Origin of the sequence: Ruminococcus sp. RTP21358st1_G6_RTP21358_211008 (genome assembly GCF_040908885.1) — a bacterium.
Classification (GTDB): Bacteria; Bacillota; Clostridia; order Lachnospirales; family Lachnospiraceae; genus Blautia_A; species Blautia_A faecis.
The window spans coordinates 1-24,170 of record NZ_JBDGDM010000021.1 but is presented as its reverse complement, the minus strand read 5'-3'; the positions used below and the strand labels follow the sequence as shown (position 1 = coordinate 24,170).

Sequence of the window (24,170 nt, the reverse complement as noted above, 5' to 3'; positions counted from 1 at the left end):
CTCATCTATTGCAGAGATGGTTATGCAATCATCTCCAAAAATTCAGCTTCTGTAAGAATTGGAATACCAAGGCTCTGGGCTTTTGCCAGTTTGCTGCCGGCTTTTTCCCCGCAGATCAGGTAATCGGTTTTCTTTGTTACAGAGCTGCCAGGTTTGGCACCAAGCTCCAGAATCTTATCGTTGATACCGTCTCTGGTAAAATGCTCCAGTTTCCCTGTTGCTACGATGGTACATCCTGTAAATTTGTTTTCTTTTGTCATAATGGTCTCTTCCTTTCTTTGTTCAAATGTGAATTCGTTCTGTAAGTTTTTCCATAAATCAAGATTTGCTTCATCTGCAAACCAGGAATGGATGTTGTGATTTAAGATTTCGCCAAAATCCTCTAACTGAGTGAAGTCGTAATCTCCGACAGCCGCCTGTTCAAATGCAGTTAAATTTCCGGAAAATACGGTGTCCAGAATCCGGCTTTTGGTTCTGCCGATCATAGGAATATCCATGGAAACCAGATAGCGGACAAAGCTGGTCCTCCGGCTGGCGTTGATGGATTCCCACAAGCGGTCGAAAGATTTCTCACCATATCCGTCCAGTGCCACAATATCTTCCCGGTGTTCCTCCAGATGATAGATGTCCTGAAAAGAGTGCAGATAGCCCAGATTCAGGAATTTTTCTAAAGTGGCTTCTGACAGTCCTTCGATGTTCATTGCCTTCTTGCTGGCAAAATGGACAAACCTTCTTGTGATCTGGCTGTCGCACTGCGGATTATCACAATGCAGAGTTTCTACGGTGCGACCGTCGCTGGTCTTACGGCTGTAGGTTCTGGTTTTGGAACCACAGCAAGGGCAGACCGGAGGCGTGATGTCGGTATACCTTCCACGATCCAGATTATCCTCTATATGTGGGATGATCATGTTTCGTTTGGAAACAAGAATCCGGCATCCGGGTACAAGCTCCAGATTTTTGATAAAGGTCAGATTATGAAGGGAAGCTCTGGAAACATCACAGCCGTCAATCTCCACGGTATCGAAGATGCCGACCGGAGCAATCTCTCCGAATCTGGTCGGTGTCCATTCAATTTCACGCAAGAAAGTTTCGTAGGTATCATCCTCAAACTTATAGGCGAGGCCGTCCTTATAGTGGTGTCCGGTTTTTCCGCAGCTTTTGGAGTAGCTGAGACTGTCAAAAATCATGACAATGCCATCGATAGGAAGATGTAAATTTGCTGCTGTGGATACCAATTCCTGAATGAATTTCTCCGCATATTCTTTTGAAAGTCCGGTTCCTGAAATTGAGAAAAACGGGCAGTAACCAAAGCCCAGGTGTGTTAAACCTTCTAATTTGCAGGCTCTGCTGTCCGGGAAGGGAACATCCTCCATTCCTTCTAATACATTGAACGGAAGAAAGCGAACACAACGTCCGATACAGTTCTTCGGATCAAGACTTCGTACTGATCCGGAAGCAAAATTACGTCCGTTTTTATAAGGTTTTCCATTTCCATCACGCAGAGTATCTTTCAGACGTTCAAAATCATTGGTTGGTATAAAAGACTCACCGGTAATGACCAGACGTTCTTTGTGTGGAATGGTAAGCGGTACATTTAAAAATGCCGGGATATTGTGTGTAATATCTTCCCCCACTTCACCATCTCCACGGGTAGAAGCCTGAATCAGTCTGCCATCTTCGTAAATGAGTTTGGTAGTCAAACCGTCCAGTTTCAGCATAAAGAGAACTTCCTGTCCTTTCATGAAATCTAAAAGCTCTGAAATCAGTTTTGTTTTCTCAAGCGAGAGCAGTGGAATCGGATGGGTGACTTTGGCAAGTTCACTGACCGGATAATATCCAACCGTCTGTGTCGGAGAATTTGACAGGATGAAACCAGTCTGTTCCTCCAGTTCCTTCAGTTCGTCAAAGAGTCGGTCATACTCGGCATCAGATACCAGAGGGGCATCCTGATTGTAGTAGGCATGACGGTATTCATTGAGTTGTTTTACAAGATTCTTAATTCTTTTGACTGACATAGAGTCTCCTTTCTTTTGTGGCGTGCCAGTTCCGGAATCATTTGTTTCCGTAATCCTCCTTTCCCTGCGTTCAGGCATAAAAAAAGAGAATGACGCTTATGTTCATTCTCAAAATAGATGCAGTTTCCTGCAAAATAAAAAAAGCCAGAAGTCCCTGCTGCTTGTTGGGCATAGGAAAACTCCTGACTACGTTTCAAACCTAAACTGCGTGTGATAAATCCTTTCCGGATTGACACAAATAATTGATATAAGAACAGTATAACACTAGATGTAGTATATGTCAAATGAAATAGATTCCTCAATGAAGCTTTTGCCTTATGTTGATGACAAATTTGTCGGCTACAGGAATAAAAGCGTTCAGGATTTCAGATTTGCCCTAAGCGAAGGAATTCGTAGCCAGGTATTTTTTGCCACTTTCGTGGAGAAAGTCGAAAACCAGATAAAATCAATCTCTGTCATAAATGCCTCTAAACTGTTTTTACATCGTAGTGGTTATGCAAGTTCTAAATTTAAAAATAATTTTCACGAATAACTAACTTTTCTATATGCTGAATTGTCATAAAATATAGATTATTAAATTTGAAAGCAGATTGAAGGTGATAAACATGAGAAGTTATAAACGGTATACCAGGCGAAAGAGACTTTTGAAGCAAATCGCTGTGGTTGCTTTATCTCCTAATCGGGTATTCACGAAAGAACAGATCTATCAGCATATCTATGAGGAAGCGGAGTCAGAAGTGAATAACCGAATTTACGGTCTGATTAAGAACTTGAGAAAGAAAATAGAAGAAAATCCGGAAACACCGCACTACATAGAAACGATACGTGGTGTTGGTTATCGCTTTCGGGCATAAAAGGAGCCGTCCGGCAATGGGCGGCTCGAAGTGTTTCTCTTGTTGTTTATTTATTGTTTTTTTCGTTGTATACTGATAAAACGAGGTGATAAAAGTGGCATATAGAATTTTGATCGTGGATGATGACATCGAATTATTAAAGATGTTAAAGAACTATTTTGAAATCAAACGATATGATGTAATGATGGCAGAAGATGGCACAGATGCTTTGGAAAAAATCCATAAGAAACCGGATATTATCTTGCTGGACATCAATATGCCTAAAATAGACGGATTAGAAGTATGCAGACGTATCCGGGGCAAAGTAACTTGTCCCATTATCTTCCTGACGGCAAAAGTGGAGGAGCAGGACAGGGTAAACGGGCTTTTATCCGGTGGGGATGACTATATACTGAAGCCGTTTAGTCTGAAAGAACTGGATGCTCGTATTATTGCACATTTGAAGCGTGAGGAGCGTCATAAAGGGAAGTCTGAATACAGATTCCACGGAGACCTCAGTATTGATTATGGAGCAAAGAGGGTTCAGATCGGTGAAAATGATTTGGAGCTTACGAAGCTGGAATATGCAATCATTGAGTTTTTGTCCATGAATCCAGGACAGGTTTTTGACAGGGAGCGGATATACGAAAAGGTGTGTGGTTATGATGCGGAAGGTGACAGCCGTGTTGTTACGGAACTGATCCGGAGAGTGAGAAAGAAACTGGCGGAATATACGCAGACAGAATACATTGAGACAGTATGGGGGATGGGGTATCGATGGAAAAGATAAGAAATTTATCCTTGAAAAAGACAATGGTTTTATATACGATACTCAGCTTGATTGTCACTTTTTTTCTTTCTGTGTCAATTATTGAGATTGCCGGGCAGATACAGGAGGAGGTCTGGTGGAAGTACGAGGATCAGGACGAGTATTATCAGGCAATGAATGACCGCAATGAAAATTTTGAGGTAGTGGTACCGAGACCGAATCAGAGTAAAATGAGCAGAATGGACTGGCATATTTCAGAAACCTGTGATTTCCTTCAGACGTACGGAGTATTGCTTTTTTCTTTTGCCGGATGTGGAATTGCGGTCAGCCTGTTTTACAAAAATAAATTAAAGAGACCGATTCAGGAACTGAAGATGGCATCACAGATGATTGCGGAGGAAGATCTGGATTTTCATATGGCTTATGAGAACGAGGACGAGATGGGGATGCTGTGCAGGGAATTTGAAAGGATGCGTGGGCAGTTGGAAGAAAATAACCGTAGACTTTGGCAGATGATCGAAGATGAGCGGGTACTGCGTGCAGCGATTGCCCATGATATCCGCTCGCCGCTTGCAATCATGCGGGGATATCAGGAAATGCTTTTGGAATTTGTTCCGGAAGATATGCTTGATCAAGAGAAAATGATGGAGATGTTAAGGGGCGGTATGCTTCAGATTGAACGGATGAACCATTTTATTGATAGTATGAGGAAGATGACGAAATTGGAAGAACGGGAATTAAACTGTTCCGTGGTAGATATCCGGCAGTTGATAAACCAGATAGAAGCTCTGGCAGAAGTCGTGGTGGAAAAATCAGAAAAGAATTTTACAGTGACGACAGTGAGAGAATCTGAAATACTGACTGCGGATGAGGAAATCATCATGGAAGTAGCGGATAATCTGTTGGCTAACGCATTCCGCTATGCCAATCAGGAAGTTAGGCTGAAGCTGACAGTGACACCCCAATATCTGAAAATGAGTATCAGGGATGACGGAATTGGATTTCAGGAAAATATCGACAGGGTGACACAGGCGTTTTATCATGAGAATCCACAGGATGACTTAAAGCATTTTGGAATGGGTATGTATATCAGCCGTATCTACTGCGAACGGCATGGTGGGAAACTGCTGATAAAAAATGTAGCAGATGGCGGTGCGGAAGTTGAGGCAGTGTTTAAAAATTATGTATTAGAAGAACAACAGCAGAAATAAATGGCTGTTGTTTTTTTGTTGTGATTTGTAGGCTATGCTGTTTGTAGAAAAAAGAAAGGCGGGATGACTTATGAAAGCAATCATAAAAAGGAATCTGAAAAATTATCTTAAAAATCCGATATTCTGGATCGGTTTGATTGTTGTTTTAATCAGTATGTACCAGACACTTGCACCCTATCTGTCCATTCATTACGTGAAGTCGGATGAAACCTTCAGGAAGGTAAAAATGGCCTCCGATGGGGATGTTATGGAGGGATGTATTCCGGCAACACCGGATAAGGAGAGAGAACTGTGGGAGAAAGAGATTGTAAAGATACTTCAGGACACAGAGAATGGGTTTGGCATGTCGGAAGTAGAGGCGGAGGCAGTGATATCTGAGATGAAACAGATGAAGATTACGGAGGCGTGTCAGTATCTGAAAACGGAATACCACTTTAATGGTGCCAATTATGTGTATGAGGACGTTTCATGGTATCAGGGAAGCCCGGAGGAAGTCAACCGGTATATCAGAGAAAATCTTGAGAAACATCCATTCTCCTATTATTTCGGAAGAAAATTTACAGATTTTGCAAGCCTGCATATGGCATTCTTTGCAACGGTTCTGCTGGCGTTTTTATTTTTCCAGGATATGAGGAAAAATACTTATGAATTGCTGCACACCAAACCGATGACGGCTTTTCAATATATTGCCGGGAAAATAAGCAGTGGATTTCTCATTATGACGGCGGCACTGGTCATTATGAATATCGTATTTATCATTTTGTGTTACGCCACGGCAGTAAAATCAGGATTTGCTATGAACATACTGGATTTTGTTCAGAATTCGATCCTGTATGTCCTGCCGAACATCCTGATGATCTGCTGTGTGTATGCGGTTACAGCGCTGCTGTTTAAGAATCCGCTTCCAGCGGTTCCGGCGCTGGTTCTTTATATCATTTATTCTAATATGCTGACATGGGATAGCAAAGGACAGTGTCATGCAAGACCATTCTCTATTATGGTTCGATTTCCGGGGAATTTTTTTGAAACGGAATTGCCACATCAGGTATATCTCAATCAACTGCTTCTTGTGGCAGCATCCATACTGCTCATGTTTATAGCGGTGTGGATGTGGAAAAGGAGGAGAGTATATTGAAGAAAGAAGTAAAAATATGTATGCCATATTATAAAATTGCATATTCAATCGCTTTTGTTGTGATATTGAGTGCAATCCAGCCTGTTGTATATGCGAATGAAATCGGGCAGGCAGTAGAAAGAGCTGTTTCGCTTCTGGCAGTCGTTTTCTGTGCAGATACTTATCTGGTGGAAGTGCAGAGCAAACGCTCGGAAGTATTCTGCCTTTATAATCTAAAAAAGCAGGCAGGGGTAGTTTATAAAAGACTATTTGTGCAGGTAGCTTATCTGATTGGAATCAGTTTGTTGGCATATGGACTCTTTTATTGGCAGAAACCGGTGAATCTGACAGAAGAATTAGATGGCGGTGCCTTGTTTGGAATTTATTGTATTGCGATTCCCGGAACTGTTTTGTTTTGGAGTGTGCTTTCCGTAACTGTCAGCAATCTGGTTCGAAACAGATGGATTGGTATGGGTGTCGTGCTGCTTTTCTGGTTTTTCTCTATTTCCGGAAAGGCAACTCAGTTTTTGAAAAACTGGGGACCATTTTCCTACGGAACTTGTGATTTCGGTAAGCTGACAGAGTGGAGATGGCTTGGCGGGAAGGTGCTGTGCGTGGTATTTGCGGGGATGATGCTTGCATTTGTTCCTAAGATATTAAAGAAGAGAGGGTAAGATTATGAGTATAAGAATAGACGATTTAACAGTAACATTTAAAAATGGAGTGACAGCGGTAGATCATGTGGATCTGGAAATCCCACATGGGATATTTGGTCTGTTAGGTGAAAATGGTGCAGGAAAAACAACGTTGATGCGGGTGCTTACAACGGTGCTTGCACCCACAAGTGGAAAAGTTCTGTTAGATGGTACGCTATATTGCGAAGCAAATTACGAAAAGATACAGAAAAAGATTGGGTATCTGCCACAGGAAATTGATCTGTATCCGTCTTTGACTGTTCGAGAATGTCTGGAGTATATGGGAGATCTGGCTGGAATTGAGAAAAGAGAAAGCAAGAAAAGGATTGATTACTATCTGGAGAAGACCAGTCTTGCAGACCATCAGAAAAAGAAAATGCGGCAGCTTTCAGGTGGAATGAAGCGAAGAGTTGGATTAGTGCAGGCATTACTCCATGAGCCGGATTTTTTAATTGTGGATGAACCAACAACAGGGCTCGATCCGGAGGAACGCATCCGTATCCGTAATTTACTGGTAGATTTTGCAGAAGAACGCACCGTATTATTTTCAACGCATGTGGTGGAGGATCTGATGGCAACCTGTAATCAGCTTGCGGTTATGAAAAAAGGTAGATTCCTTTATACAGGAACAATGAGGGAATTATTGAATAAGGCAAGAGGGCATGTATGGGAATGCTGTACAGAGGACGAAAGCCTTGCAAGAGAATTAGAAAGAAAATATCATATTTCCAGTAAGCAGTATACGGAGGAAGGAATTAGATTAAGACTGTTAGGGGAGAATATGCCGTCAGAAAGTGGATGTATAGCTTGTGACGTAACTTTGGAAGATGCATATATCTATGTAACCAATCGATAAACATTGTTAATGAGGAGTGAAAGCTAAATGCTAAGAAAAGCAGGTGATGTTATGGGAAAGTGATGATTCTTACCATTTCTGATTCCGAAGAGGGAATCCTGAATAAAATTAAATCAGTTCTAGCCTGCGAAAGTACGTTAGAAGTTATGGAGATTACAAATTCTGAAAAGTTGACATTCCAAGGTTTGGAAATAGACCAGCTTCAGCGGAGCGTAATCAAAGATGGTAAGGTTGTGGAACTTACCAGACATGAATATGACCTGCTTTTTTATCTGGCCTTATCCCCCAATCGGGTATTTACAAAAGAACAGATTTACCAGCATATTTATGAGGATGTGGAGTCAGAAGTGGATAACCGTGTCTATGGGTTAGTCAAGAATCTGAGAAAGAAAATAGAAGAAAATCCGGAAGAACCGCACTACATAGAAACGATACGTGGTGTAGGCTACCGTTTTCGGGCATAAAAAGAGCCGTCCGATTGGGCGGCTCGAAGTATTTAAACAGCAGTTTTCTTCACTGCCTGTTTATAGTTACCGGTAGCATCGTAATCTCCAGAGAGGAGCAGATTCTGGCGAAATTGCTCCAGTTTGATCTTGAAGCGTTTCCCATCCTCAACAGTCGTAAGCATGGTAAGAGCTTCTAGCATTCCCTGAATATATCCGGTTAGCAGGTAATATCTGCAGGGTTCTTCCGATGGTGAGATATTGGACAGGGTTTCTTCCAGATGTTCCTGACGTTCCCTGAGCCATGCATCCCAGACATCCAGTTCCAAATCAGTCATGGTGTTCCTCCTTTAAATCTGATGATAATCGTCTTTGGTGTGGAGGGGAGAAGTTTCATGCACAAGCATTTTTCTGCTCCAGATCCAAATATGGATTTGTAAATTCAAAAATAATAAGTTCATCCGCATCGAACATGAGCTCCAACTCTTTTAGTGTAGCTGCTGGATATCCGCAATCTCTGAATCGTTCTAATACGTCTGTTTCCGTTTCAAATGGTTCACCGTCTTCCAGCTTTTCTCCGATTATTAAGCCACATGGAGTCAATAGGCTTTCTTCATATAAGCGGACACAATATCGGTCAGGGAAAAATAGGTGTGCTTCATCCGTGTTATAATAAATTCGTTCTCCAGGTTCTATGCTTTGCATCACAAAGGGAACATGATATGCAGCGGCTATCGCCTGATATGCTTCATAAAGTGGAGTCCATGCTGTCTCTAAAGAAAGTAGAATATACGTATCATTCCATTCCATGTAGCTGACATTTCCACGAAGAGATATTCCGGTGGAATCTATTTTCTTGTGGGAAAATAAATTGCCAATCCAGCATAAATCAGGATTCTGGTTCAGAATGATGTAGGTTTCCAGGTCCTCCCACAAGTCATATAGTCCTTCCGGATTTCCTTCTGTATAAAAGATCACATCATCACAGCAGATATTTGCCATTACACATCCACCTCCGTTCCAAAAGTTTCACCCATATTCTGGTTGGAAACCGTAAGGTTTACAGGGGATAAGGTGCCAGAGGCAAGCCATTGTTCGATTGCATCAATTACCTGCTCCAGCGTGTCGTTATAAGCCACATTGCAGTCTTCCAGTCGGAGAAACTGCAGGTATGCTTCATGAAGAAGGCTTGGATCATCACGCAGCGTTTCATATGGAAGGTTGCAGAGTCCGATTCTTTCCTCCAGACGTTCCATGGAGCGGCGGATGAAGTCGCAGGAAATAAATTGTTCCCGGTAGATGTTATAAGCAGCTTCAAGCTGGTCATAGGTCAAAATAAATGAGACTTTCTCGCAAGGATTAGATGGTTGTTCTTTCATGGTAAATTCCTCCATTCATACTATGATTGGCTGGTGGTACGGATTCTCTTTGTTCGGGAGTAAGATGTACCAGTAGTTTCCAGCGCAGGTCGATTTCTCGGTGAATCCAGGTATCATTTTCATAAACTTCATGTGTCAAAAAATTGTAAATTGTCGGTTCTTTTTCTATATCATCCAGATCTGCGACCAGACAAGTTGCCTGATTCACATAGGGCCAGAGTGCCTGTTCGACCATATGGCGTAGTTCCAGTATCAGAGGATATATCTGTCCTACATCATAGGTTTTGGACATGCAGGAGCTGATTTTCTTCAGCATCCCGGAAGTTTGTATCATCTGGTTGATGACGGTACATTGTTCCTCCACATCTGCATCCGGATTCAGGACCAGCCGGTGGAGCAGCACAGATTTTGCATAGGCAGAAGCGGTCAGGTTGATGTTTCTGACCAGTTCTTCATACGGCTGCTTATACTGTGTCTTCAGCACTTCCAGAGGCACATGTTCCCGGTTCTTCTTTAAGGTGGAGAGGAGCCCCGAAAGGCAGCTCTCCAGTTCTTCCATTCTTGTCAAGCACACATCGCCTCCAGCTCCATCGGAACACGGGTGTAGCTGAGACGGTAAATACTGTTGCAGGTCTCAAATACCACACCGTTTTCGGATACTTCCAGAATACTCTGCACCGGACTGGTAGCAAAGGTCTGGTTATAACTATAGATCCACGCCCGTTCTCCCAGATGGAGGGGCAGGGACAGGATTCCGGTGAGGACATATTCTTTCTTTTGGGTGGTGTGTAAGGTTATATTTGTATTCTTCATTGATTTCACGCTCCTTTCCTTACTTAATTTTGTTTGCAATTACGGCAGCGACCAGTTTAGCGCATCCCAATTCCATCTCGGATAAATGCTGTCCGGTTCTGGAACAGAGAAGAAGTGCCAGCGGCTCTCTGTCTTCCCTTAAAATCGGGAAAAAAGCACAAACCGGTTGACGGGTGTTGGATACCGGGTAGACAGGGCAGTTCTCAGCAGAGATCAGTTCCTGGCCGTCCGCAACCAATTCGGCGAGTTCTTCTGTAACGGGAGTGCCTTCCGGAAGATAGATGCCCGCAGATACGAGTATGTGAGCCTCACTGCAAATTGCGATACCACAGTGGATGACACTGTAGAGGACGGAAAGATAGGAAGCCATTTCCTCTTTTCCGTTTAAGTGGGTAGGGCATTTGCGTAAAAGCAGCTCCATTCCCACATTTTCCAGTTCCAGTGCATCTCCGTCTGAGAGCTTCATTTGTTTCCGGATTTCTGCAGGGATGACGATACGCCCCTGAGAGTCCATGGTCCGGATGAGTGCAATATTCATAACTAAAGTCTCCTTTCTTAAAAAGAGGAGAAGCAGTAAAGTACCGCTTCTCTTCTGAAAATTTAGGCAGCGTAAGGCGGAGCCTGTGCTGTCTGTTGCATTTGACTGTTCTGCTGGTCTGCCAGCATCCGTTTTCCGTTATTGATCAGTGATGCAGCAATCACCGTTTCCCAGTTGGAAATATAGGAATCCGTCCGCTTCAGAAGCGTGAACAGATCCATGTCGGTAAGCTGGATGGCTGTCGTCTTTTCGGACTGGAAGCTGCGTGGCTGCATGTAGGAACCACCGTTCTTATTCTGTGCTTTGATGCCTTTCCCATTTACAATCTGGATTTTCCATGGGCTTTTCATAGGCTGCCCTTTGGAATCATAGGGATGTCTGGAGATATAAAACATCTGGGCTGTGGAATAACCGTTCTGATCGGGATTGCCGTAGATCTTGCTCTGGCTCCATTCAAATTCCTGAAAACCGGAAGTGATCCGGGTTAAGAGGAACTGGATCTGTTCCGGTGCCAGGTTGAAACGGGTGATGATATTCCGGTCTCCGGTACCGTTGGAATAATCCTGAATGGTGATGCAGATTAAAGAATGTACTTTATGCCCGTTTTCCTGATATTCCCCTTTGGCATGTAGCTGTGCATAGTTGCCGAGTGGTGCGTAGCGGAGCCGGTCATAAAAGGCAATGAGTGCCCGGTCATTCTGGATCTTGCAGATCTGGTCGGTAATCCGGTTTTGATAAGTTTCATTCATGAGTATTCACCTTCCTTTATTTGAGATGCTGTTTGACAAGCTGTGCCATATTCTTTGGAAGCTCTTCCAGTTTCGTGATATCCAGGAATCCGTCCTTGTAAATCCTGCGGATATTTTCCTTATCGTCACCAATGGCAGCCGCAAACAGGATGACATCCCGTTTTTCGTATTCTTTCTTGATGCCCCGCAGATCTGCCTCTGCTTCCGTTCCGCTGTAGCCGTAATCGGCTGGCTGACCGTCAGAAATCAGGATCAGCAGCTTCTGAAGCTCCGGGCGTGTGCACAAATGCTCTGCTACGAAGCGGAGAGCTGCGCCGTCCCGGTTCCCGTTGCGGTCGCACATATCCATCAGCCGGTAACAGTCCTCATTGTCCACAGAATCAAATTCTGCATAGGAGTAAAGAGCAACGCCGCCTGCATCCGTGGAATGCCCGTAAATGGTGATAGGGATACCGAGGCTTTTACAGAAATCATAAAGGACAATGGCAGTCTTTCTTGCATGTGTCATCCGGTCACCCCAACCCATCGAACCACTCTCGTCAATCAGGAGGGCAACAGCCAGACGTTTTTCCTCTCCTGGAAGTCTGGTTCTGGTAAAGATGGTTCCGTCTGTCTTATAGAGAGCATGGGAGTCCAGACGTTTTCCAAACAGGAGATTCTTCTGCTTTCCGCCTTGCTGTTCTTCTTTCAAAAGCGGCAGGATGGTGCTTTGCAGCTTTTTGGAAGCCCGCAGGAGCGGGGGAGCAACTGTCTGGTATTCATTCTTCAGGTAATCGGAAACACTGGTCAGGCGATGGATGGTAACATGGATGCCTGCATGGGCATTGCCGTAATGAATATCATTGGCTGTTTTCTGCAGTTCCTCGGTCAGTTCCGTCTGACAGTCTTCCTGCACCTTTTCTGCAGCCACATCGTTCAAGATCCGGAACAGATCCTCTGCAGCATGCTCATAGCCGCTGCCCTGATACTGACTGACATAAGTGACGCCGGGGTTGTTTTCATCCAGAATGGTATTGGTCTTTGTAAGAGCGATGCGCCCGCCTTCTTCCGAAAGCACCTGTTTGGCTTCCTCTATAGCATCCTCTTTGGTACGTGGACCGGAAGGAGCATTGCCCTCATCATTCCCGCTTCCTTTTGGGGAAGCTGGTTTGATATTCTTTGGAATGGCACCGCTTTTTCCGGTCGGAAGAGGAGCGCCGCTGCTGACTTCATCCCCTAGAAGATCTTCCAGAGCATCGGCAGCGGAATCCTCGCCATGCATTTCCAATTCCTCCCGTGTTTTTTCGATGAGCGGCTGGATATAGTTCCAGGTCAGGGCTAAGAGCGCATTGGAAACCAGCATCCGGTCAGTGCCTTTTTCCGATTCCATTGCCGTATCCAGAAGATCGGTACAATCGGAAATGGTATCCAGATAATCCCCCTGATAGCCGGTGGGATTGTTGATGTTTCCGGTCCGGCAATAGGAAAGGATCAGGTTGGCAATGATGGAAAATGGCTGGTATTCTTTGTCAATTTGTTCCTGTATGGAAGGAATCTGTTCGGACATACGCAGGTTATTGAGTTCAATCCCCTGTCGGAAGGTGCCGTGGAATTCCTCACACATACGGTCTTCAATATGGATGTCTTCCAGAATGTTTTGAAAAGTTGCGGCGCATCGTGCCAGTGTCAGGCATCCGGCTTTGTCCTTTTCTTCTAACACTTCTTTGATCTCCTCCAGTGCTGTCTGATAAGCTGGAAGGGATAGCTCCGGCTCCTTCGGATAGAAGGAACCGTTTTCCAGACTCCTCAGATGAACAGCGTGGGCTGTGAAATCAGAATAGAGTAAGTGCCCCACTTCATGCCCGGTGAGCCCTGTCAGGCTCTGGGAACGTAAGAAACGGGTGGGGAAAGACTGGGTGATCGGGTTCGCTGCGTTGAGATGTACCTTATAATTGTCGGTATATGCAACGCCTGCCTGTTCGGAAATGTCCCAGTCCAGCAGTACCTGCAGTCCATACCGGTAACGTCCGGTAACGGCTCTGGCAAGGGAGGTCTGGTACTTCTGATAGGCAGCGGAGAGGAATAACTCCTCATCCGCAATGGAATCCTCTTTTGCCCGGATTAGTTTCTTTAAATTTCTTTGGCTGTGATTCACGTGATATTCTTCCTTTCTTTTCTTAGATTTTTTGTCAGCAGTTCCTCCATCGTGCAGCCGTAATACACAGCAAGGCGAAGGACGGCATAAGCCATCGGGGAGGAGTTTGCATTTTCATAATTCATAATGGTTTTCGGGGGAAGATTTAAGATTCTGGCAACTGCCTTTTGTGATAACTTCGGTGTTTTGGCTTGCCGGAGATAAGACAGATTATCTGCCAGATGCTTTCGGATCTGGGCTTCTGTGAGTGCTGCTTTTCTCATAGGCGTGTCCTACGCAGCAAGCACAGTATCCAGACAGCTTTCTTCCACTTCCGTACGGTTCTCAGCATCGGCAGAGGCAGAGGCAAGCACCGTGTAACGGGCCGCTTCCCGGATATCCCCGCAGACCATGTAGGACTGCACCCAGGAAATCAGCTCCCTCATGCCACAGCAGCCATCTGTAATGAGATTTTCCCGGCAGTAGACAGCCATGGATTTGACAATGCGTGTCATCAGACGTACCGTTTTTGCATCCTTGCATCCGGTAACAGCCATGGCACGTTCTACCTGTGTATCCTCATCCGGTTCATCCAGATCAATCACAAGGTTCATTCGGGAAATGACAGACTGGTTCATCTGTTTACAGCCTGCATAGTCATTGTTTGTGGTGATTACGATGGTCGTATCCGGATGACGGTGGATGGTTTCTCCGTTTGGAAGATATACGCTGTTACAGCGGTCTAAAAGGGAGTTAAGTCCAACCAGTACACCGGGATTAGCAATGACCGTAGGCTCCTGTATCTCAAGAATATACCCATAGCGGATGGCTTCGACTAGAGGCGTATCCACATACTGGAAGTTCTGTCCGGAGGTGTGTTCCTTATAATAGCTGTGCATTTCATCAAAAATCGTATCGATCAGCTTCTGGTAGGTGTCCTCGGCAGAAATTTCTTCATCATAGTTTCCGGTCAGCTTCTGATAGGCACCGGAGGGATCTAACTGGATTTCCTGAAAAGACGGGTACTGCCGCTGAAGCCGGGTGCGTTTTCCGTCCACATCCGGAAGAATCTGACCTAAAAGGTCGAATACCTCTGTATTTGCGGAACAGGTAATGCAGCGGTAAGGAAGGTGAAGTGCGGAAGCAATGGCTTTGGCTCCTTCGGTCTTTCCGGTACCTGCCGGTCCCCGTAAAAGAAAATTCCGCATCGGCTGTGTGGTATCCGTTGTCAGTTTTGCGTGTTCGCAGATCCGTTTGATTTCCGGAGGGATGATGTACCACTCTGCCAATGTCGGAACAGATACCTCCTCTTCCGGAGACAGCCTTCGGGATGCGGTCAGGATAAATTTCCCAACAAAATCATCTCTGGAAATGGCTGCCTGTGCTTTCTTAAATCCACTTCCTGGACGTAACACCTGAAAGTCTCCATGGAGCACTTCGGTTGGTGCATAGACCCCCTTCTGGATATTTAACGGTTTGATCAGCGACAATACGCCGTTTGCCGGAAGGTCAATCTTAACACCACCGGTCGGGAGACCTGATGCATAGCGGGTTCTCCGGTAAATGTTGTCGCAGAGAACGGCTGCTGTTTCCGCAGCGGCGTCCAGATCGGGATAACCGTTGTCCCGGTGCGCTTTTAATTCCTGATACTTTTCATTACACTCTTCATCTGCCAGAAAAACCGGCATCAGTGCGAACAGCAGAGCCGCACCGGACTGTTTGGAGTCTTTAAATTCGTATTTTTCCGGTGTGCTTTCCACATCCGGCGGAGGAGTATAGCAGCCTCCGTAAAACTTTCCGTTTAGCTGGTTGTAGACAACCACCTGAAGATCACCGGTTTTGCTCGGATATTCCGCCACAACAAAATTGTTGGATTGGGTACCGACCGCCCCAAGCTTTTCCGGCGGGGTACTGCCAACCGGGTTTTCCAGCTCCAGATAAGCAAGGACTGCCCGCAGGGTAGCTGCATGAAGCGTGGATTTTTTCCGTGGCTGAGTACAGTATTTGGATGCAATGTCATCAAAGATTGCATGGTCCGTATAATCCTCAAATGGTTCCGGGAGTTTGCGTTTGAACCCCCAGGTTGCTACGATGTTATTTGCCATGATTCGTTCCTCCTTCTTATGAGATCCAGGACAGTTCCAGTGCCTGCTCGGTCTCTTCTGTGGTCAATTCATCTTCAGTAAAAATCTCCGTCAATTCGCCCCAGTAATCTTTGGGCGGGAAATGTTCCAGCTTTCCCCGGACTTCCGGTTCAGTGCCGTTCAGAATATAGACATCTCCCTGCTCGTTGATAAACAGCTTTTCATAGCCCCTTGCCTGTAAGTCACCGACCAATTCCATCAGTAGCGGTTTCCCAATCAGGGAATACCATGATTTGGGATTAACGGCTGGTCTGGAATCCGGATTTCCTTCTGACGGTTCCTTTTTATGTAAGGATTCAATGGTCATCATCTGAAGCGTCAGACTGCCACGGGCATCCATGAGAATTTCCGCAAAATTATAACTTCCGGTATTCCGTGTGCGAATCCGTAATGGTTCCCCATCCAGTATCTGGGAGAGCGGTGGTTCTTTCACAAAATCCCATGTGGCATCCGGGAAGGCTTCCTTGAGCTTTCCGGTAATCTGGAATTTGATCTGTCTCCAGAGAATGGTTTCCAGATCAGGTGTTCCTTCCAGATGACGAGTTCTTTCTGGGCGTTTTCGTAGCTTATGCTCCCTGTTTTTCAGGCGTTCCGTGAAAAGCGGGAGAAGATAACTGAACAGCGTGACTCCGATACCGATCAGGGCAATGCCTGCAATCAGAAGCCGGTTGGCATCCTGTGGTACGAAAAGTGCTGCAAGAAACAGTACAAGCACGACAAACTGTAAGAATTTTTTTCGATTTGATTTTTTCATGAGCTGATTCCTTTCTGATTCATGATTCTTAGACAAGCCCGGAAGCTGGATGGGAAATCGCCGCTTCCGGACATGAAAAAGAGGAACTGCATCATCACAAAGATGATAAATGCAATTCCTCAACATAGGGTTCCTTGAGAGTTAATAGGGCAACTGGGATGCCATCTGTTCCGGCACATTTTGAAAGCCGTCAGTTGGCTGACTGCCCGGCATACCTCCGTAATTTGGCATTCCGGTATAACTGCCCTGCGGCGGGTAGCTGCTCTGTGGCTGACCGGTTCCGTTTGGCGGAGCCTGATACTGTCCGCCATTTGCAGGAGGCGTGTAGGCACCGTTAGCAGGAGCCATTCCCTGCTGTGGATAGCCGCCAGGCATTGCCTGATTCTGGTAGCTGCCATTGGGATTTCCCTGCATTGGGTAGCTGCCATTGCCGGCTGCACCGGGCGTTGCCGCACCACCATTCGGCTGGCTGTTCTGGTTTGCACCCGGATGTCCGGTATTGCTGTCAGAACGGTTGGATGGTACAAAGTGCCAGTCCTTGACATTGATCCTCGGACCGGCATTTGCCTGCCCCGCATTCTTTCCTTTCTGATAAATGAACGGATGAAGCTCCAGATCACCATAGATCATCAGCCCGGTTCCTTTCTTTACGCCTGCTTTTGCTAAGCGTTCTGCAAGGAACTTGTTAAAATAGCACTGATAGTAAATGGTTTCTTCCTTTCCATCCTGGCCTCGCTGTGAAACTGCAATGTCCAGAGAAACATATTCCGTACCGGAATTTTTTCCTTGCTGCATCTCAGGATCTCTTGTGGCCCTCCCTAAAATTGTTAAAATTGCTGACATAAAAATTCTCCTTTCTGCCTCTTTGGGCGTTAAAATAGATTAAAATAAAAAAAGTGCCATTATAGCACCGTATAAAACGGCAGTATAATGACACGATTTTCCAAACTTAAACTGCATATGCTTCTGGATGAATGGTCCAGACTCCCATGACGGGACAGCACAAAAACTTAAATACAAGATTATATTAACACAAGATATAGCATATGTCAAAAGAATTAGAACTATATATAGCATATGTAGACGAGGTGGAAGGATAATATCAAAAGAATTTTGGACATAGTTATAAAAGTGCAATATAATATTGTTTAAATCGGAAAATGGAAGGATGAGAAAAATGGAGCAGAAAAACAGAATTCTGATTGTAGAAGACGATACGGATATCAATAATCTTTTATATACGGCATTACAGAAAGCAGGGTATGAGACGGTACAGGCTTTTTCCGGGACGGAAGCGAGGATGCTGTTCCAGATGGATAAGGCGGGCTTTTCTTTGATTCTATTGGATCTGATGCTTCCGGGAATTTCAGGAGAAGAGGTGCTTGCCCAGATTCGGAAACAGGGCAATACGCCGGTTATTGTCCTGACAGCCAAAGACGGATTGGATGAAAAAATCGGGCTTCTTACCAGTGGGGCAGATGATTACATTACAAAACCGTTTGAGATACAGGAGGTGCTTGCCCGGATTCAGGTTCAGCTCCGCCATATGCAGCAGGAGCCGGAACATAAAAGCGTGTCATATAAAAACCTGGAACTGGACCGTGAGCGCTTTGAAGTCCGAATTGCCGGAGTGCTGCTTCCCAAAATTACAAAGCAGGAATTTGCAATTCTGGAGCTTTTACTGGAGCATCCGAAACAGGTCTTCAGCAAAGAAGAGATTTTTGAATATGCGTGGGATGAACACTATATGGGAGAGACAAAGACACTGGATGTACATATCAGCAATATCCGGAAAAAGATAAAAGCAGTAACGCAGGAGGAATATATTGATACCGTATGGGGAATCGGCTACCGTCTGCATTCTTAATCTTTACTCTTTTTTTACTATTTATTTGCGTTTGATTAGGATTTATCCGATATGATAACAGCAGATAAGAAAAGGAGATGAAAGCATTGAGTGAATTGTTATTAAGTACAAATGGATTGACGAAGCAGTATGGTCATCATAAGGCAGTGGATAAAGTAAACCTTCACATAAAAAAGGGTGCTATCTATGGATTTATCGGACGGAACGGTGCGGGAAAGACGACTTGCCTGAAGATGATCAGTGGACTTGCAAGACCGACAGCCGGAGAGATTGAGATGTTCGGGTGTAAAGGAAAAGAACTGGAGAGGATTCGTTCTCGTGTGGGGTGTCTGATTGAAGCACCGGGGCTGTATGGCAACATGAATGCATATACAAACCTGAAAATAAAATGTGAATTGTTTGGTATTCGGAAAAAGGGATACATCGAAGATATCTTAGAGACGGTCGGACTGGAAGGTGTCGGAAAGAAAAAAACGAAACATTTTTCCCTTGGAATGAAGCAGCGTCTCGGAATCGGGCTGGCACTGGTCGGGGAGCCGGATCTCCTGGTCCTTGATGAACCGATCAATGGGCTTGATCCCCAGGGAATTGCAGAGGTGCGTGATACCATACAGAGACTGCGAGATGAACGGAATATGACGATTTTGATATCCAGTCATATTTTAGAGGAATTATCTAAGATTGCAACGGATTATGGAATTATCCATAATGGAAGTCTTCTGCAGGAGCTGACAAGCGAAGAACTGATGAAACGCTGCAGTGAACGGATTGAAATAGAGTTAATCCATCCGGAGCAGGCAGTCCCGATTCTGGACAGAATGGGATTTACCAACTATCAGGTTACAGATAAGAGCCATATCCATATATTTGAACGATTGAATGAAAGCGCCAATGTCAATATGGAACTGGCAAAAGCAGGAATTTTGGTCAATGGAATTTCCATTACCAGTGAAGAACTGGAAACCTATTTCTTGAATCTGACAGGAGGGAATCAAAATGCTTAATATGATAAAAATGGATCTGTACCGGATGGTCCGGACAAAAAGTATGTATGTGGTATGGATTGTGATGGCGGCAGCTATATTCTTCTCCACATCCATGTCGAAATTGGATATTGATACGATGAACAAGGAAGCGGAACAACAGCAGACAGAAAACATTGCAGAAACAGTGAAACCAGAAACCATCAATATGGGAATGTCCGTATTCCTGCCGACACAGCCGGGAGAAAAAGTAACGGTCTTTGATCAGGTATATGCAAACCTGCAGGCGAAGTTTGTGGCGTTGTTTCTGGTGATTTTTACAGTGCTGTTTTCCAGTGCAGATATAGGAAGCGGTTATATTAAAAATATCGGCGGGCAGGTAAGGAGCCGGAGAAACCTGATCTTTTCCAAAGCTTCCGTGTTGTTTGTGTATACGACTGTTACCATGCTGCTTTATTTCATCATTCAGATTATTGCACAGCAGATGTACTTCGGATATCTGGAGTGGGGGAATGGAAGCGAGTTGCTGAGATACTTTGGTATTCAGATTTTGCTTCATTATGCACTGGTACTAATCAGTATGGCGATTGCGGTGGTTTTGAACAGCAACGTGTTCAGCATGACGATTGTTATCTGCCTGTGCATGAATACCATGATTGTCTTATACGGAGTGATCAATCATTTGATCCAGAAGGCAGGTGTGGAGAATTTCCAGATTTTGAAATATACAGTGACAGGAAAGATTGCACTTTTATCCATGTCACCGACCAATAAGGAATGCCTGACGGCAGTTGTGATTGCGGCGGCGTTCGGAATCGTGGTTACATTACTGACAGCATGGGTATTCAGAAAGAGAGATATCTAAATGATAAAACTAGGGTTCGTGCTATTGATAGCAGTGATACTGGTACAAGGAATGTTATTTTGGAAATACCAGCGGCAGGTGAAAGACATCTGCCGCCAGTTGTCGTTTCTGATGAAGCACGACAGCAACATGCTGATTACCAGAGAAATGGATTTTGGAGGCATTGGTGAGTTGGCAGATGTTTTAAACGAATGGCTGGAACTGAAGCGAAGGGAAAAGAAGGAATACTTGAAGAAAGAGGAGATGATTTCGGATACATATACAAATCTCTCACATGATATCCGTACTCCTTTGACATCCCTTGACGGATATTTTCAGTTAATGGAAACCTGTGAAGACCAGGAAGAGCAGAGACGGTATATGAAGATCATACAGGAGAGAATCGGCAGCCTGAAAGAAATGCTGGAAGAATTATTTACTTTTACAAAACTTAAAAACGATTCTTTTCATCTGGAAATGTCATCCTGCTGTATCAACAAGATTTTGAAAGATACCATATTTTCCTACTACGATGAATGGACGGGCAGAGGAATTGAACCGGAGATACAGATTACAGATAAACTGCTGTTTATGAACGGAAATGAACAGGGAATCCAGAGAATTTTTCAGAATATCATAAAAAACGGACTGGATCACGGGGAGAAGAAAATCAGTATTTCACTGGAAGAAGTTGAAAACAACATCCGGATACAGATAAAAAATCAAGTATGTCATGTGGAAAAAATAAATGTAGATCAGGTGTTTGAACGGTTTTATAAAGCGGATGAAGCACGCAGTAAGACTTCCAGCGGTCTCGGCTTATCAATTGCGAAAGAGCTGGTACTTCGTATGGATGGGAAAATCAGCGCCCGGATAGAAGGGAATGAGTTCTGTGTGGAGATTGTGTTTCCAAAATAAAAGGAAAAATTTATATTAAAGCAAGTGAAAATGGGGAATGACTTTATATAGGTTTCATGGTAGAATTACAGTAGAAAGAGAAGAGTCACTCAGTCATTTGTTGTATGAAAGGATGAGTATAATGTATAAAGTAGAACTTAAATTTGATACAAGCAAGCTCGCTCCGGAAACGGTAAATCAGATGTGTGAACAGGCAGATCAGATTTTTGAGCAGGAGGATTTAAGCTGTGCAGTCAAAGCCCTTGGAAGCAGGATTTATCTTGACCGGGGACGCAAGCAGGACTATGGAAGATTCTGGGCAGCAATCTTTCAGTTGAAAAACTCCGTAGGAATTGCAGAGAATTTGTTAGAGTGTTTCTGGTATAACGGAACAGAAAAGGAGAACCTGATTACAGACTTTATAAGGAACTAACAGATGGACAGCTTACAGAGGAAAGGCATCAATTTTGACCTGAATACACAAGCACTAAAGGAATATTATCCGAAAGGTGACTGGCATAATGCATATGCGGATGTAAGGGACTTTTTTGAAGCAAACGGATTTGAGCATATTCAGGGATCGGGATATCATTCGGTGGAAGCAATGTCAGAAGCAAAAGCCATGGCAGTTATTTATCAGATGACAAAAGAATTTCCATGGCTCAATTATTGTGTGAATGTGTGTACCATATCAGATGTACCGGAACTGTTTGATATCTCGCATGTATTTGCCAGAGAAGCGGAACGGTTGGAAAAGAAAAATGCATGATTTGACAAATTATTTCCAATATGTTATATTCATCTCAAGCAAAAAAGGGAGTAGCTGAACGCCTTGAAAGAGGTGGTTTTGTAACCGACAACCGGTATCGAGAGATACCCGTAGCAAATGAGATAGCAAGACTTTTATTGTGGCAGAGGTCATGATAGGAGTCTTTTTTTATTATGAAATATAGAAAATCTGCCGCAATAGTCTGCTAAAAAGAAAGAGAGGATAAACGATGAGTAACGAAATGATGAAACGGGAAATGCAGGAAGCAGTACAGGCAGGGGAGCGGGCGCTTCAGAGCCTTTACGCAGCAAGGGATAAGTTGGGAAGTGCGAGAAACTGGGGCATTTTTGATATGCTTGGAGGAGGCTTTATCAGTGACTTTGTGAAGCATTCTAAAATGAATGACGCAGCTGCGTTGATGGAACAGGCGAAAAGCGATATTCAGCGTTTTCAGAGAGAATTAAGAGATGTGCAGGTTTCCTTGGATCTGCGCATGGAAATCGGCAGCTTCCTTTCCTTTGCGGATTTCTTTCTGGACGGGCTGGTGGCAGATTATATGGTGCAGAGCAAGATTGCAGATGCAAGAGAACAGGTGGATGATGCCATCAACCGGATAGAAAAGATACTTGCTGATGTGAAAAATCGGATGAATGGGGAGGTGTAGCATATGGGATGCCTGGGAAATGTGTTGTGGTTTGTGTTTGGCGGCGCAGTCAGTGGGCTGAGCTGGTGTCTGGCAGGTTGTCTCTGGTGTATTACCGTTGTGGGGATTCCGGTGGGGATGCAGTGTTTTAAATTTGCGGCGCTTAGTTTTTTCCCCTTTGGAAAAGAGGTGCAGTATGGTGGCGGAGCTAGTTCGTTCCTTTTGAATATCATCTGGCTGATTGTATCCGGTCTGCCTCTTGCACTGGAGCATCTGGCGTTGGGTACAGCTTTATGTGTGACGATTATCGGAATCCCGTTTGGTTTACAGCAGTTTAAACTGGCGAAACTGGCATTGATGCCGTTTGGTGCGGAGGTGTATTAAGATGCGATTATTTGATAAAAGGACACCGCTTCAGAAGGAGTGGGAAAAGCTGGAAGTACAGGAGCAGAGATTCCTTCAGAAGCGTTCAGAGAAAAGGGAGAGCATTCTGAATCAGAAACTGGAGGAAAAGATACCGCCGAAACTTCAGAAAACATTGGATACCGCTTTTGCGAAGGCATTTGCTCTGATTTTCGAGAAAGGAACCGGGGTTATTGAAAAGACGTATCAGCGGACAAAACTGGAGCAGGATTATCAGGTGCGGCAGTATATGGCGGATGTAAAGCAGAATTCCAAATCCCTCCGCTCTTTTTCTAAAAAGGCAAGAGATACGGGAACAAAGAATTTACTGCTATCCGGTGTGTCTGGAATCGGGATGGGCGTATTGGGAATCGGTCTGCCGGATATTCCGGTATTTACAGGGATGATTTTAAAGAATATTTATGAGACTGCTCTGCAGTATGGATACAGCTATGAAAGCAGGGAAGAAAAATATTTTATCTTATTATTGATCCGGGGAGCAGTATCCTATGGGGATACACTTTGTGAGATTGACGGGAAAGTAAATGAATTTATCAGAAACGGAATACTGCCGGAAGAGTATCAGGATAAGGAGCAGATCGAACAAACGGCGGGAGCTTTGTCAAAAGAGCTTCTGTATATGAAGTTCTTACAGGGAATTCCGGTGGTTGGTGCTGTAGGCGGAGCTTATGATGCAGTCTACATGAAACGGATCACAGAGTATGCAGAGCTGAAATACCGGCACAGGTATCTGGCGGGGCGGAAAAAGGCAGAGAATGGACAATTATGTAAAAGGTGTAAAAGTTATAGAGATATATGATGCCGCAAATAAGGAATTGCTGGTAAAGTATGATGATAAGCATAATATAGACAAGGTTATTTCTGCTTTAAATATAAAATCATGGAAAGAGACAGAAAAAAGCATAGGTATGAACCCTAAATATACCATAAAATTTTATTGCGATACTACGAACCAAGATGAAGAAAAAGATATAAAAGAAATTACCCTTTATGAAAATGGGGAATATGCTACGATTTTTATTACTTCTCCTGGCGGAGTAAAACAAAACTATAAAACGAGCATTGATATTTCTGAATTGGTTATCTAATAATATTTGTGTAATGAGAATGAAAATCTAATTCTTTCAAGTTTAACTAAGACATTCCCGGAGCAAATGCTCATGGCATTGAAGCGGATACAAACACTATTGTTTGATAGAAATAAGAGAGGTTATTTATAATAAAATGAGCCGCCAGAACTGTATGATATGATACCTCTAAAGTAGACAGATTAAATATAAAAATCTGTTACTTTGGAGGTATTTTTCATGCCAAAATC

At 44.1% G+C, this 24,170-nt stretch carries 31 protein-coding genes; 18 read left to right on the top strand and 13 right to left on the bottom strand.

All coding sequences use genetic code 11. The features are described from left to right. Nucleotides 1-20: 20 nt before the first annotated feature. Nucleotides 21-2,015: an NAD-dependent DNA ligase LigA gene (ligA, locus tag AB5Z12_RS10025; protein ID WP_040015507.1), complete on the bottom strand. Its 1,995-nt coding sequence runs from the start codon at nucleotides 2,013-2,015 to the stop codon at nucleotides 21-23. Between the two features lie 277 nt (nucleotides 2,016-2,292). Here ligA and AB5Z12_RS10020 point away from each other — a divergent pair, with 277 nt between their 5' ends. The 8 genes from AB5Z12_RS10020 to AB5Z12_RS09985 all read left to right on the top strand — a co-directional run bounded on the left by AB5Z12_RS10020 (nucleotide 2,293) and on the right by AB5Z12_RS09985 (nucleotide 7,957). Continuing rightward, a complete protein-coding gene (locus tag AB5Z12_RS10020; protein ID WP_005333435.1) occupies nucleotides 2,293-2,547 on the top strand; it encodes a hypothetical protein in 255 nt (84 codons plus the stop codon). 73 nt (nucleotides 2,548-2,620) lie between these two features. Then, the gene (locus AB5Z12_RS10015) at nucleotides 2,621-2,869 is read left to right on the top strand and encodes a winged helix-turn-helix domain-containing protein (protein WP_005333437.1); all 249 of its coding nucleotides are present in this window, start codon (nucleotides 2,621-2,623) and stop codon (nucleotides 2,867-2,869) included. A gap of 94 nt (nucleotides 2,870-2,963) precedes the next feature. Beyond that, nucleotides 2,964-3,638 (top strand): response regulator transcription factor, encoded by a 675-nt coding sequence (locus AB5Z12_RS10010; protein WP_023921570.1) that lies wholly within the window; start codon nucleotides 2,964-2,966, stop codon nucleotides 3,636-3,638. After that, nucleotides 3,626-4,828, top strand: a complete 1,203-nt coding sequence (locus AB5Z12_RS10005) for a HAMP domain-containing sensor histidine kinase (RefSeq protein WP_173736255.1) — start codon at nucleotides 3,626-3,628, stop codon at nucleotides 4,826-4,828. Before AB5Z12_RS10010 ends, AB5Z12_RS10005 begins: the two co-directional genes overlap by 13 nt. A gap of 70 nt (nucleotides 4,829-4,898) precedes the next feature. Further along, entirely contained in the window at nucleotides 4,899-5,963 is a 1,065-nt protein-coding gene (locus AB5Z12_RS10000) for an ABC transporter permease (protein WP_005333443.1), read from the top strand. Beyond that, entirely contained in the window at nucleotides 5,960-6,616 is a 657-nt protein-coding gene (locus tag AB5Z12_RS09995) for a hypothetical protein (protein WP_022415113.1), read from the top strand. Before AB5Z12_RS10000 ends, AB5Z12_RS09995 begins: the two co-directional genes overlap by 4 nt. Nucleotides 6,617-6,620: 4 nt before the next feature. Beyond that, a complete protein-coding gene (locus AB5Z12_RS09990) occupies nucleotides 6,621-7,493 on the top strand; it encodes an ABC transporter ATP-binding protein (protein WP_005333452.1) in 873 nt (290 codons plus the stop codon). Nucleotides 7,494-7,555: 62 nt separating this feature from the next. Continuing rightward, nucleotides 7,556-7,957, top strand: a complete 402-nt coding sequence (locus tag AB5Z12_RS09985) for a response regulator transcription factor (RefSeq protein ID WP_005333454.1) — start codon at nucleotides 7,556-7,558, stop codon at nucleotides 7,955-7,957. A gap of 32 nt (nucleotides 7,958-7,989) precedes the next feature. On the opposite strand, the gene AB5Z12_RS09980 is transcribed toward AB5Z12_RS09985, so the two are convergent. The 12 genes from AB5Z12_RS09980 to AB5Z12_RS09925 form a co-directional block, all read right to left on the bottom strand. Next, nucleotides 7,990-8,274 (bottom strand): hypothetical protein, encoded by a 285-nt coding sequence (locus AB5Z12_RS09980; protein ID WP_005333456.1) that lies wholly within the window; start codon nucleotides 8,272-8,274, stop codon nucleotides 7,990-7,992. A gap of 55 nt (nucleotides 8,275-8,329) precedes the next feature. Further along, a complete protein-coding gene (locus AB5Z12_RS09975; protein ID WP_005333458.1) occupies nucleotides 8,330-8,938 on the bottom strand; it encodes a hypothetical protein in 609 nt (202 codons plus the stop codon). Then, nucleotides 8,938-9,315, bottom strand: a complete 378-nt coding sequence (locus tag AB5Z12_RS09970; RefSeq protein ID WP_005333460.1) for a hypothetical protein — start codon at nucleotides 9,313-9,315, stop codon at nucleotides 8,938-8,940. The genes AB5Z12_RS09975 and AB5Z12_RS09970 overlap by 1 nt, the downstream gene beginning before the upstream one ends. After that, nucleotides 9,296-9,874 (bottom strand): hypothetical protein, encoded by a 579-nt coding sequence (locus AB5Z12_RS09965; protein WP_005333462.1) that lies wholly within the window; start codon nucleotides 9,872-9,874, stop codon nucleotides 9,296-9,298. Before AB5Z12_RS09965 ends, AB5Z12_RS09970 begins: the two co-directional genes overlap by 20 nt. A gap of 5 nt (nucleotides 9,875-9,879) precedes the next feature. Continuing rightward, the gene (locus AB5Z12_RS09960) at nucleotides 9,880-10,128 is read right to left on the bottom strand and encodes a hypothetical protein (protein ID WP_005333464.1); all 249 of its coding nucleotides are present in this window, start codon (nucleotides 10,126-10,128) and stop codon (nucleotides 9,880-9,882) included. Nucleotides 10,129-10,147: 19 nt separating this feature from the next. After that, complete coding sequence (locus AB5Z12_RS09955; RefSeq protein WP_005333466.1) at nucleotides 10,148-10,666, bottom strand: AbrB/MazE/SpoVT family DNA-binding domain-containing protein; 519 nt, start codon at nucleotides 10,664-10,666, stop codon at nucleotides 10,148-10,150. Nucleotides 10,667-10,728: 62 nt separating this feature from the next. Continuing rightward, nucleotides 10,729-11,415 carry a hypothetical protein gene (locus AB5Z12_RS09950; RefSeq protein ID WP_005333468.1) on the bottom strand — a complete coding sequence of 229 codons (687 nt, stop codon included), beginning with the start codon at nucleotides 11,413-11,415 and terminating at the stop codon, nucleotides 10,729-10,731. A 16-nt stretch (nucleotides 11,416-11,431) separates the two neighbouring features. After that, nucleotides 11,432-13,549, bottom strand: a complete 2,118-nt coding sequence (locus AB5Z12_RS09945) for a nitric oxide reductase activation protein NorD (RefSeq protein WP_005333469.1) — start codon at nucleotides 13,547-13,549, stop codon at nucleotides 11,432-11,434. Further along, nucleotides 13,546-13,812 carry a helix-turn-helix domain-containing protein gene (locus tag AB5Z12_RS09940; RefSeq protein WP_005333471.1) on the bottom strand — a complete coding sequence of 89 codons (267 nt, stop codon included), beginning with the start codon at nucleotides 13,810-13,812 and terminating at the stop codon, nucleotides 13,546-13,548. Before AB5Z12_RS09940 ends, AB5Z12_RS09945 begins: the two co-directional genes overlap by 4 nt. A 9-nt stretch (nucleotides 13,813-13,821) precedes the next feature. After that, nucleotides 13,822-15,633: an AAA family ATPase gene (locus AB5Z12_RS09935; protein ID WP_005333473.1), complete on the bottom strand. Its 1,812-nt coding sequence runs from the start codon at nucleotides 15,631-15,633 to the stop codon at nucleotides 13,822-13,824. Between the two features lie 16 nt (nucleotides 15,634-15,649). Then, complete coding sequence (locus tag AB5Z12_RS09930; RefSeq protein WP_022415111.1) at nucleotides 15,650-16,426, bottom strand: hypothetical protein; 777 nt, start codon at nucleotides 16,424-16,426, stop codon at nucleotides 15,650-15,652. 141 nt (nucleotides 16,427-16,567) lie between these two features. Then, nucleotides 16,568-17,269 carry a single-stranded DNA-binding protein gene (locus AB5Z12_RS09925; RefSeq protein ID WP_005333477.1) on the bottom strand — a complete coding sequence of 234 codons (702 nt, stop codon included), beginning with the start codon at nucleotides 17,267-17,269 and terminating at the stop codon, nucleotides 16,568-16,570. Between the two features lie 325 nt (nucleotides 17,270-17,594). On the opposite strand from AB5Z12_RS09925, the gene AB5Z12_RS09920 reads away from it, so the two are divergent. The 10 genes from AB5Z12_RS09920 (at nucleotide 17,595) to AB5Z12_RS09875 (ending at nucleotide 23,940) form a co-directional block, all read left to right on the top strand. Further along, on the top strand, nucleotides 17,595-18,293 hold the full coding sequence (locus AB5Z12_RS09920) for a response regulator transcription factor (protein WP_005333481.1): 699 nt from the start codon (nucleotides 17,595-17,597) through the stop codon (nucleotides 18,291-18,293). 77 nt (nucleotides 18,294-18,370) lie between these two features. Next, nucleotides 18,371-19,297 (top strand): ABC transporter ATP-binding protein, encoded by a 927-nt coding sequence (locus tag AB5Z12_RS09915; protein ID WP_008373911.1) that lies wholly within the window; start codon nucleotides 18,371-18,373, stop codon nucleotides 19,295-19,297. Next, complete coding sequence (locus AB5Z12_RS09910; RefSeq protein ID WP_005333484.1) at nucleotides 19,290-20,141, top strand: ABC transporter permease; 852 nt, start codon at nucleotides 19,290-19,292, stop codon at nucleotides 20,139-20,141. Before AB5Z12_RS09915 ends, AB5Z12_RS09910 begins: the two co-directional genes overlap by 8 nt. Nucleotides 20,142-20,192: 51 nt before the next feature. Then, the gene (locus AB5Z12_RS09905) at nucleotides 20,193-21,038 is read left to right on the top strand and encodes a sensor histidine kinase KdpD (RefSeq protein WP_243024529.1); all 846 of its coding nucleotides are present in this window, start codon (nucleotides 20,193-20,195) and stop codon (nucleotides 21,036-21,038) included. Nucleotides 21,039-21,159: 121 nt separating this feature from the next. Then, nucleotides 21,160-21,450, top strand: a complete 291-nt coding sequence (locus AB5Z12_RS09900; protein WP_022415108.1) for a hypothetical protein — start codon at nucleotides 21,160-21,162, stop codon at nucleotides 21,448-21,450. Nucleotides 21,451-21,453: 3 nt separating this feature from the next. Further along, nucleotides 21,454-21,786: a hypothetical protein gene (locus tag AB5Z12_RS09895; RefSeq protein ID WP_005333489.1), complete on the top strand. Its 333-nt coding sequence runs from the start codon at nucleotides 21,454-21,456 to the stop codon at nucleotides 21,784-21,786. Nucleotides 21,787-22,015: 229 nt separating this feature from the next. Further along, a complete protein-coding gene (locus AB5Z12_RS09890) occupies nucleotides 22,016-22,450 on the top strand; it encodes a hypothetical protein (protein ID WP_005333491.1) in 435 nt (144 codons plus the stop codon). A gap of 3 nt (nucleotides 22,451-22,453) precedes the next feature. Beyond that, nucleotides 22,454-22,813, top strand: coding sequence for a YccF domain-containing protein (locus tag AB5Z12_RS09885; RefSeq protein WP_173736254.1), 360 nt, complete (start codon nucleotides 22,454-22,456; stop codon nucleotides 22,811-22,813). 1 nt (nucleotide 22,814) lies between these two features. Continuing rightward, nucleotides 22,815-23,651 (top strand): EcsC family protein, encoded by an 837-nt coding sequence (locus tag AB5Z12_RS09880; RefSeq protein WP_005333496.1) that lies wholly within the window; start codon nucleotides 22,815-22,817, stop codon nucleotides 23,649-23,651. Beyond that, nucleotides 23,608-23,940, top strand: coding sequence for a DUF5301 domain-containing protein (locus AB5Z12_RS09875; RefSeq protein WP_005333498.1), 333 nt, complete (start codon nucleotides 23,608-23,610; stop codon nucleotides 23,938-23,940). The genes AB5Z12_RS09880 and AB5Z12_RS09875 overlap by 44 nt, the downstream gene beginning before the upstream one ends. Nucleotides 23,941-24,170 lie beyond the last annotated feature (230 nt).

Bases quoted from the DNA above. Each gene is read 5' to 3' on its own strand.
- ligA (WP_040015507.1), bottom strand. From the start codon at position 2,015: ATGTCAGTCAAAAGAATTAAGAATCTTGTAAAACAACTCAATGAATAC.
- AB5Z12_RS09890 (WP_005333491.1), top strand. From the start codon at position 22,016: ATGAGTAACGAAATGATGAAACGGGAAATGCAGGAAGCAGTACAGGCA.
- AB5Z12_RS09950 (WP_005333468.1), bottom strand. From the start codon at position 11,415: ATGAATGAAACTTATCAAAACCGGATTACCGACCAGATCTGCAAGATC.
- AB5Z12_RS09895 (WP_005333489.1), top strand. From the start codon at position 21,454: ATGGACAGCTTACAGAGGAAAGGCATCAATTTTGACCTGAATACACAA.
- AB5Z12_RS10020 (WP_005333435.1), top strand. From the start codon at position 2,293: ATGTCAAATGAAATAGATTCCTCAATGAAGCTTTTGCCTTATGTTGAT.
- AB5Z12_RS09955 (WP_005333466.1), bottom strand. From the start codon at position 10,666: ATGAATATTGCACTCATCCGGACCATGGACTCTCAGGGGCGTATCGTC.
- AB5Z12_RS09910 (WP_005333484.1), top strand. From the start codon at position 19,290: ATGCTTAATATGATAAAAATGGATCTGTACCGGATGGTCCGGACAAAA.
- AB5Z12_RS09975 (WP_005333458.1), bottom strand. From the start codon at position 8,938: ATGGCAAATATCTGCTGTGATGATGTGATCTTTTATACAGAAGGAAAT.
- AB5Z12_RS09970 (WP_005333460.1), bottom strand. From the start codon at position 9,315: ATGAAAGAACAACCATCTAATCCTTGCGAGAAAGTCTCATTTATTTTG.
- AB5Z12_RS09880 (WP_005333496.1), top strand. From the start codon at position 22,815: ATGCGATTATTTGATAAAAGGACACCGCTTCAGAAGGAGTGGGAAAAG.
- AB5Z12_RS10005 (WP_173736255.1), top strand. From the start codon at position 3,626: ATGGAAAAGATAAGAAATTTATCCTTGAAAAAGACAATGGTTTTATAT.
- AB5Z12_RS09920 (WP_005333481.1), top strand. From the start codon at position 17,595: ATGAGAAAAATGGAGCAGAAAAACAGAATTCTGATTGTAGAAGACGAT.
- AB5Z12_RS09885 (WP_173736254.1), top strand. From the start codon at position 22,454: ATGGGATGCCTGGGAAATGTGTTGTGGTTTGTGTTTGGCGGCGCAGTC.
- AB5Z12_RS09940 (WP_005333471.1), bottom strand. From the start codon at position 13,812: ATGAGAAAAGCAGCACTCACAGAAGCCCAGATCCGAAAGCATCTGGCA.
- AB5Z12_RS09905 (WP_243024529.1), top strand. From the start codon at position 20,193: ATGTTATTTTGGAAATACCAGCGGCAGGTGAAAGACATCTGCCGCCAG.
- AB5Z12_RS09915 (WP_008373911.1), top strand. From the start codon at position 18,371: ATGAAAGCATTGAGTGAATTGTTATTAAGTACAAATGGATTGACGAAG.
- AB5Z12_RS09965 (WP_005333462.1), bottom strand. From the start codon at position 9,874: ATGGAAGAACTGGAGAGCTGCCTTTCGGGGCTCCTCTCCACCTTAAAG.
- AB5Z12_RS09990 (WP_005333452.1), top strand. From the start codon at position 6,621: ATGAGTATAAGAATAGACGATTTAACAGTAACATTTAAAAATGGAGTG.
- AB5Z12_RS09960 (WP_005333464.1), bottom strand. From the start codon at position 10,128: ATGAAGAATACAAATATAACCTTACACACCACCCAAAAGAAAGAATAT.
- AB5Z12_RS09985 (WP_005333454.1), top strand. From the start codon at position 7,556: ATGATTCTTACCATTTCTGATTCCGAAGAGGGAATCCTGAATAAAATT.
- AB5Z12_RS09900 (WP_022415108.1), top strand. From the start codon at position 21,160: ATGTATAAAGTAGAACTTAAATTTGATACAAGCAAGCTCGCTCCGGAA.
- AB5Z12_RS09935 (WP_005333473.1), bottom strand. From the start codon at position 15,633: ATGGCAAATAACATCGTAGCAACCTGGGGGTTCAAACGCAAACTCCCG.
- AB5Z12_RS09980 (WP_005333456.1), bottom strand. From the start codon at position 8,274: ATGACTGATTTGGAACTGGATGTCTGGGATGCATGGCTCAGGGAACGT.
- AB5Z12_RS10015 (WP_005333437.1), top strand. From the start codon at position 2,621: ATGAGAAGTTATAAACGGTATACCAGGCGAAAGAGACTTTTGAAGCAA.
- AB5Z12_RS09925 (WP_005333477.1), bottom strand. From the start codon at position 17,269: ATGTCAGCAATTTTAACAATTTTAGGGAGGGCCACAAGAGATCCTGAG.
- AB5Z12_RS10000 (WP_005333443.1), top strand. From the start codon at position 4,899: ATGAAAGCAATCATAAAAAGGAATCTGAAAAATTATCTTAAAAATCCG.
- AB5Z12_RS09875 (WP_005333498.1), top strand. From the start codon at position 23,608: ATGGACAATTATGTAAAAGGTGTAAAAGTTATAGAGATATATGATGCC.
- AB5Z12_RS09930 (WP_022415111.1), bottom strand. From the start codon at position 16,426: ATGAAAAAATCAAATCGAAAAAAATTCTTACAGTTTGTCGTGCTTGTA.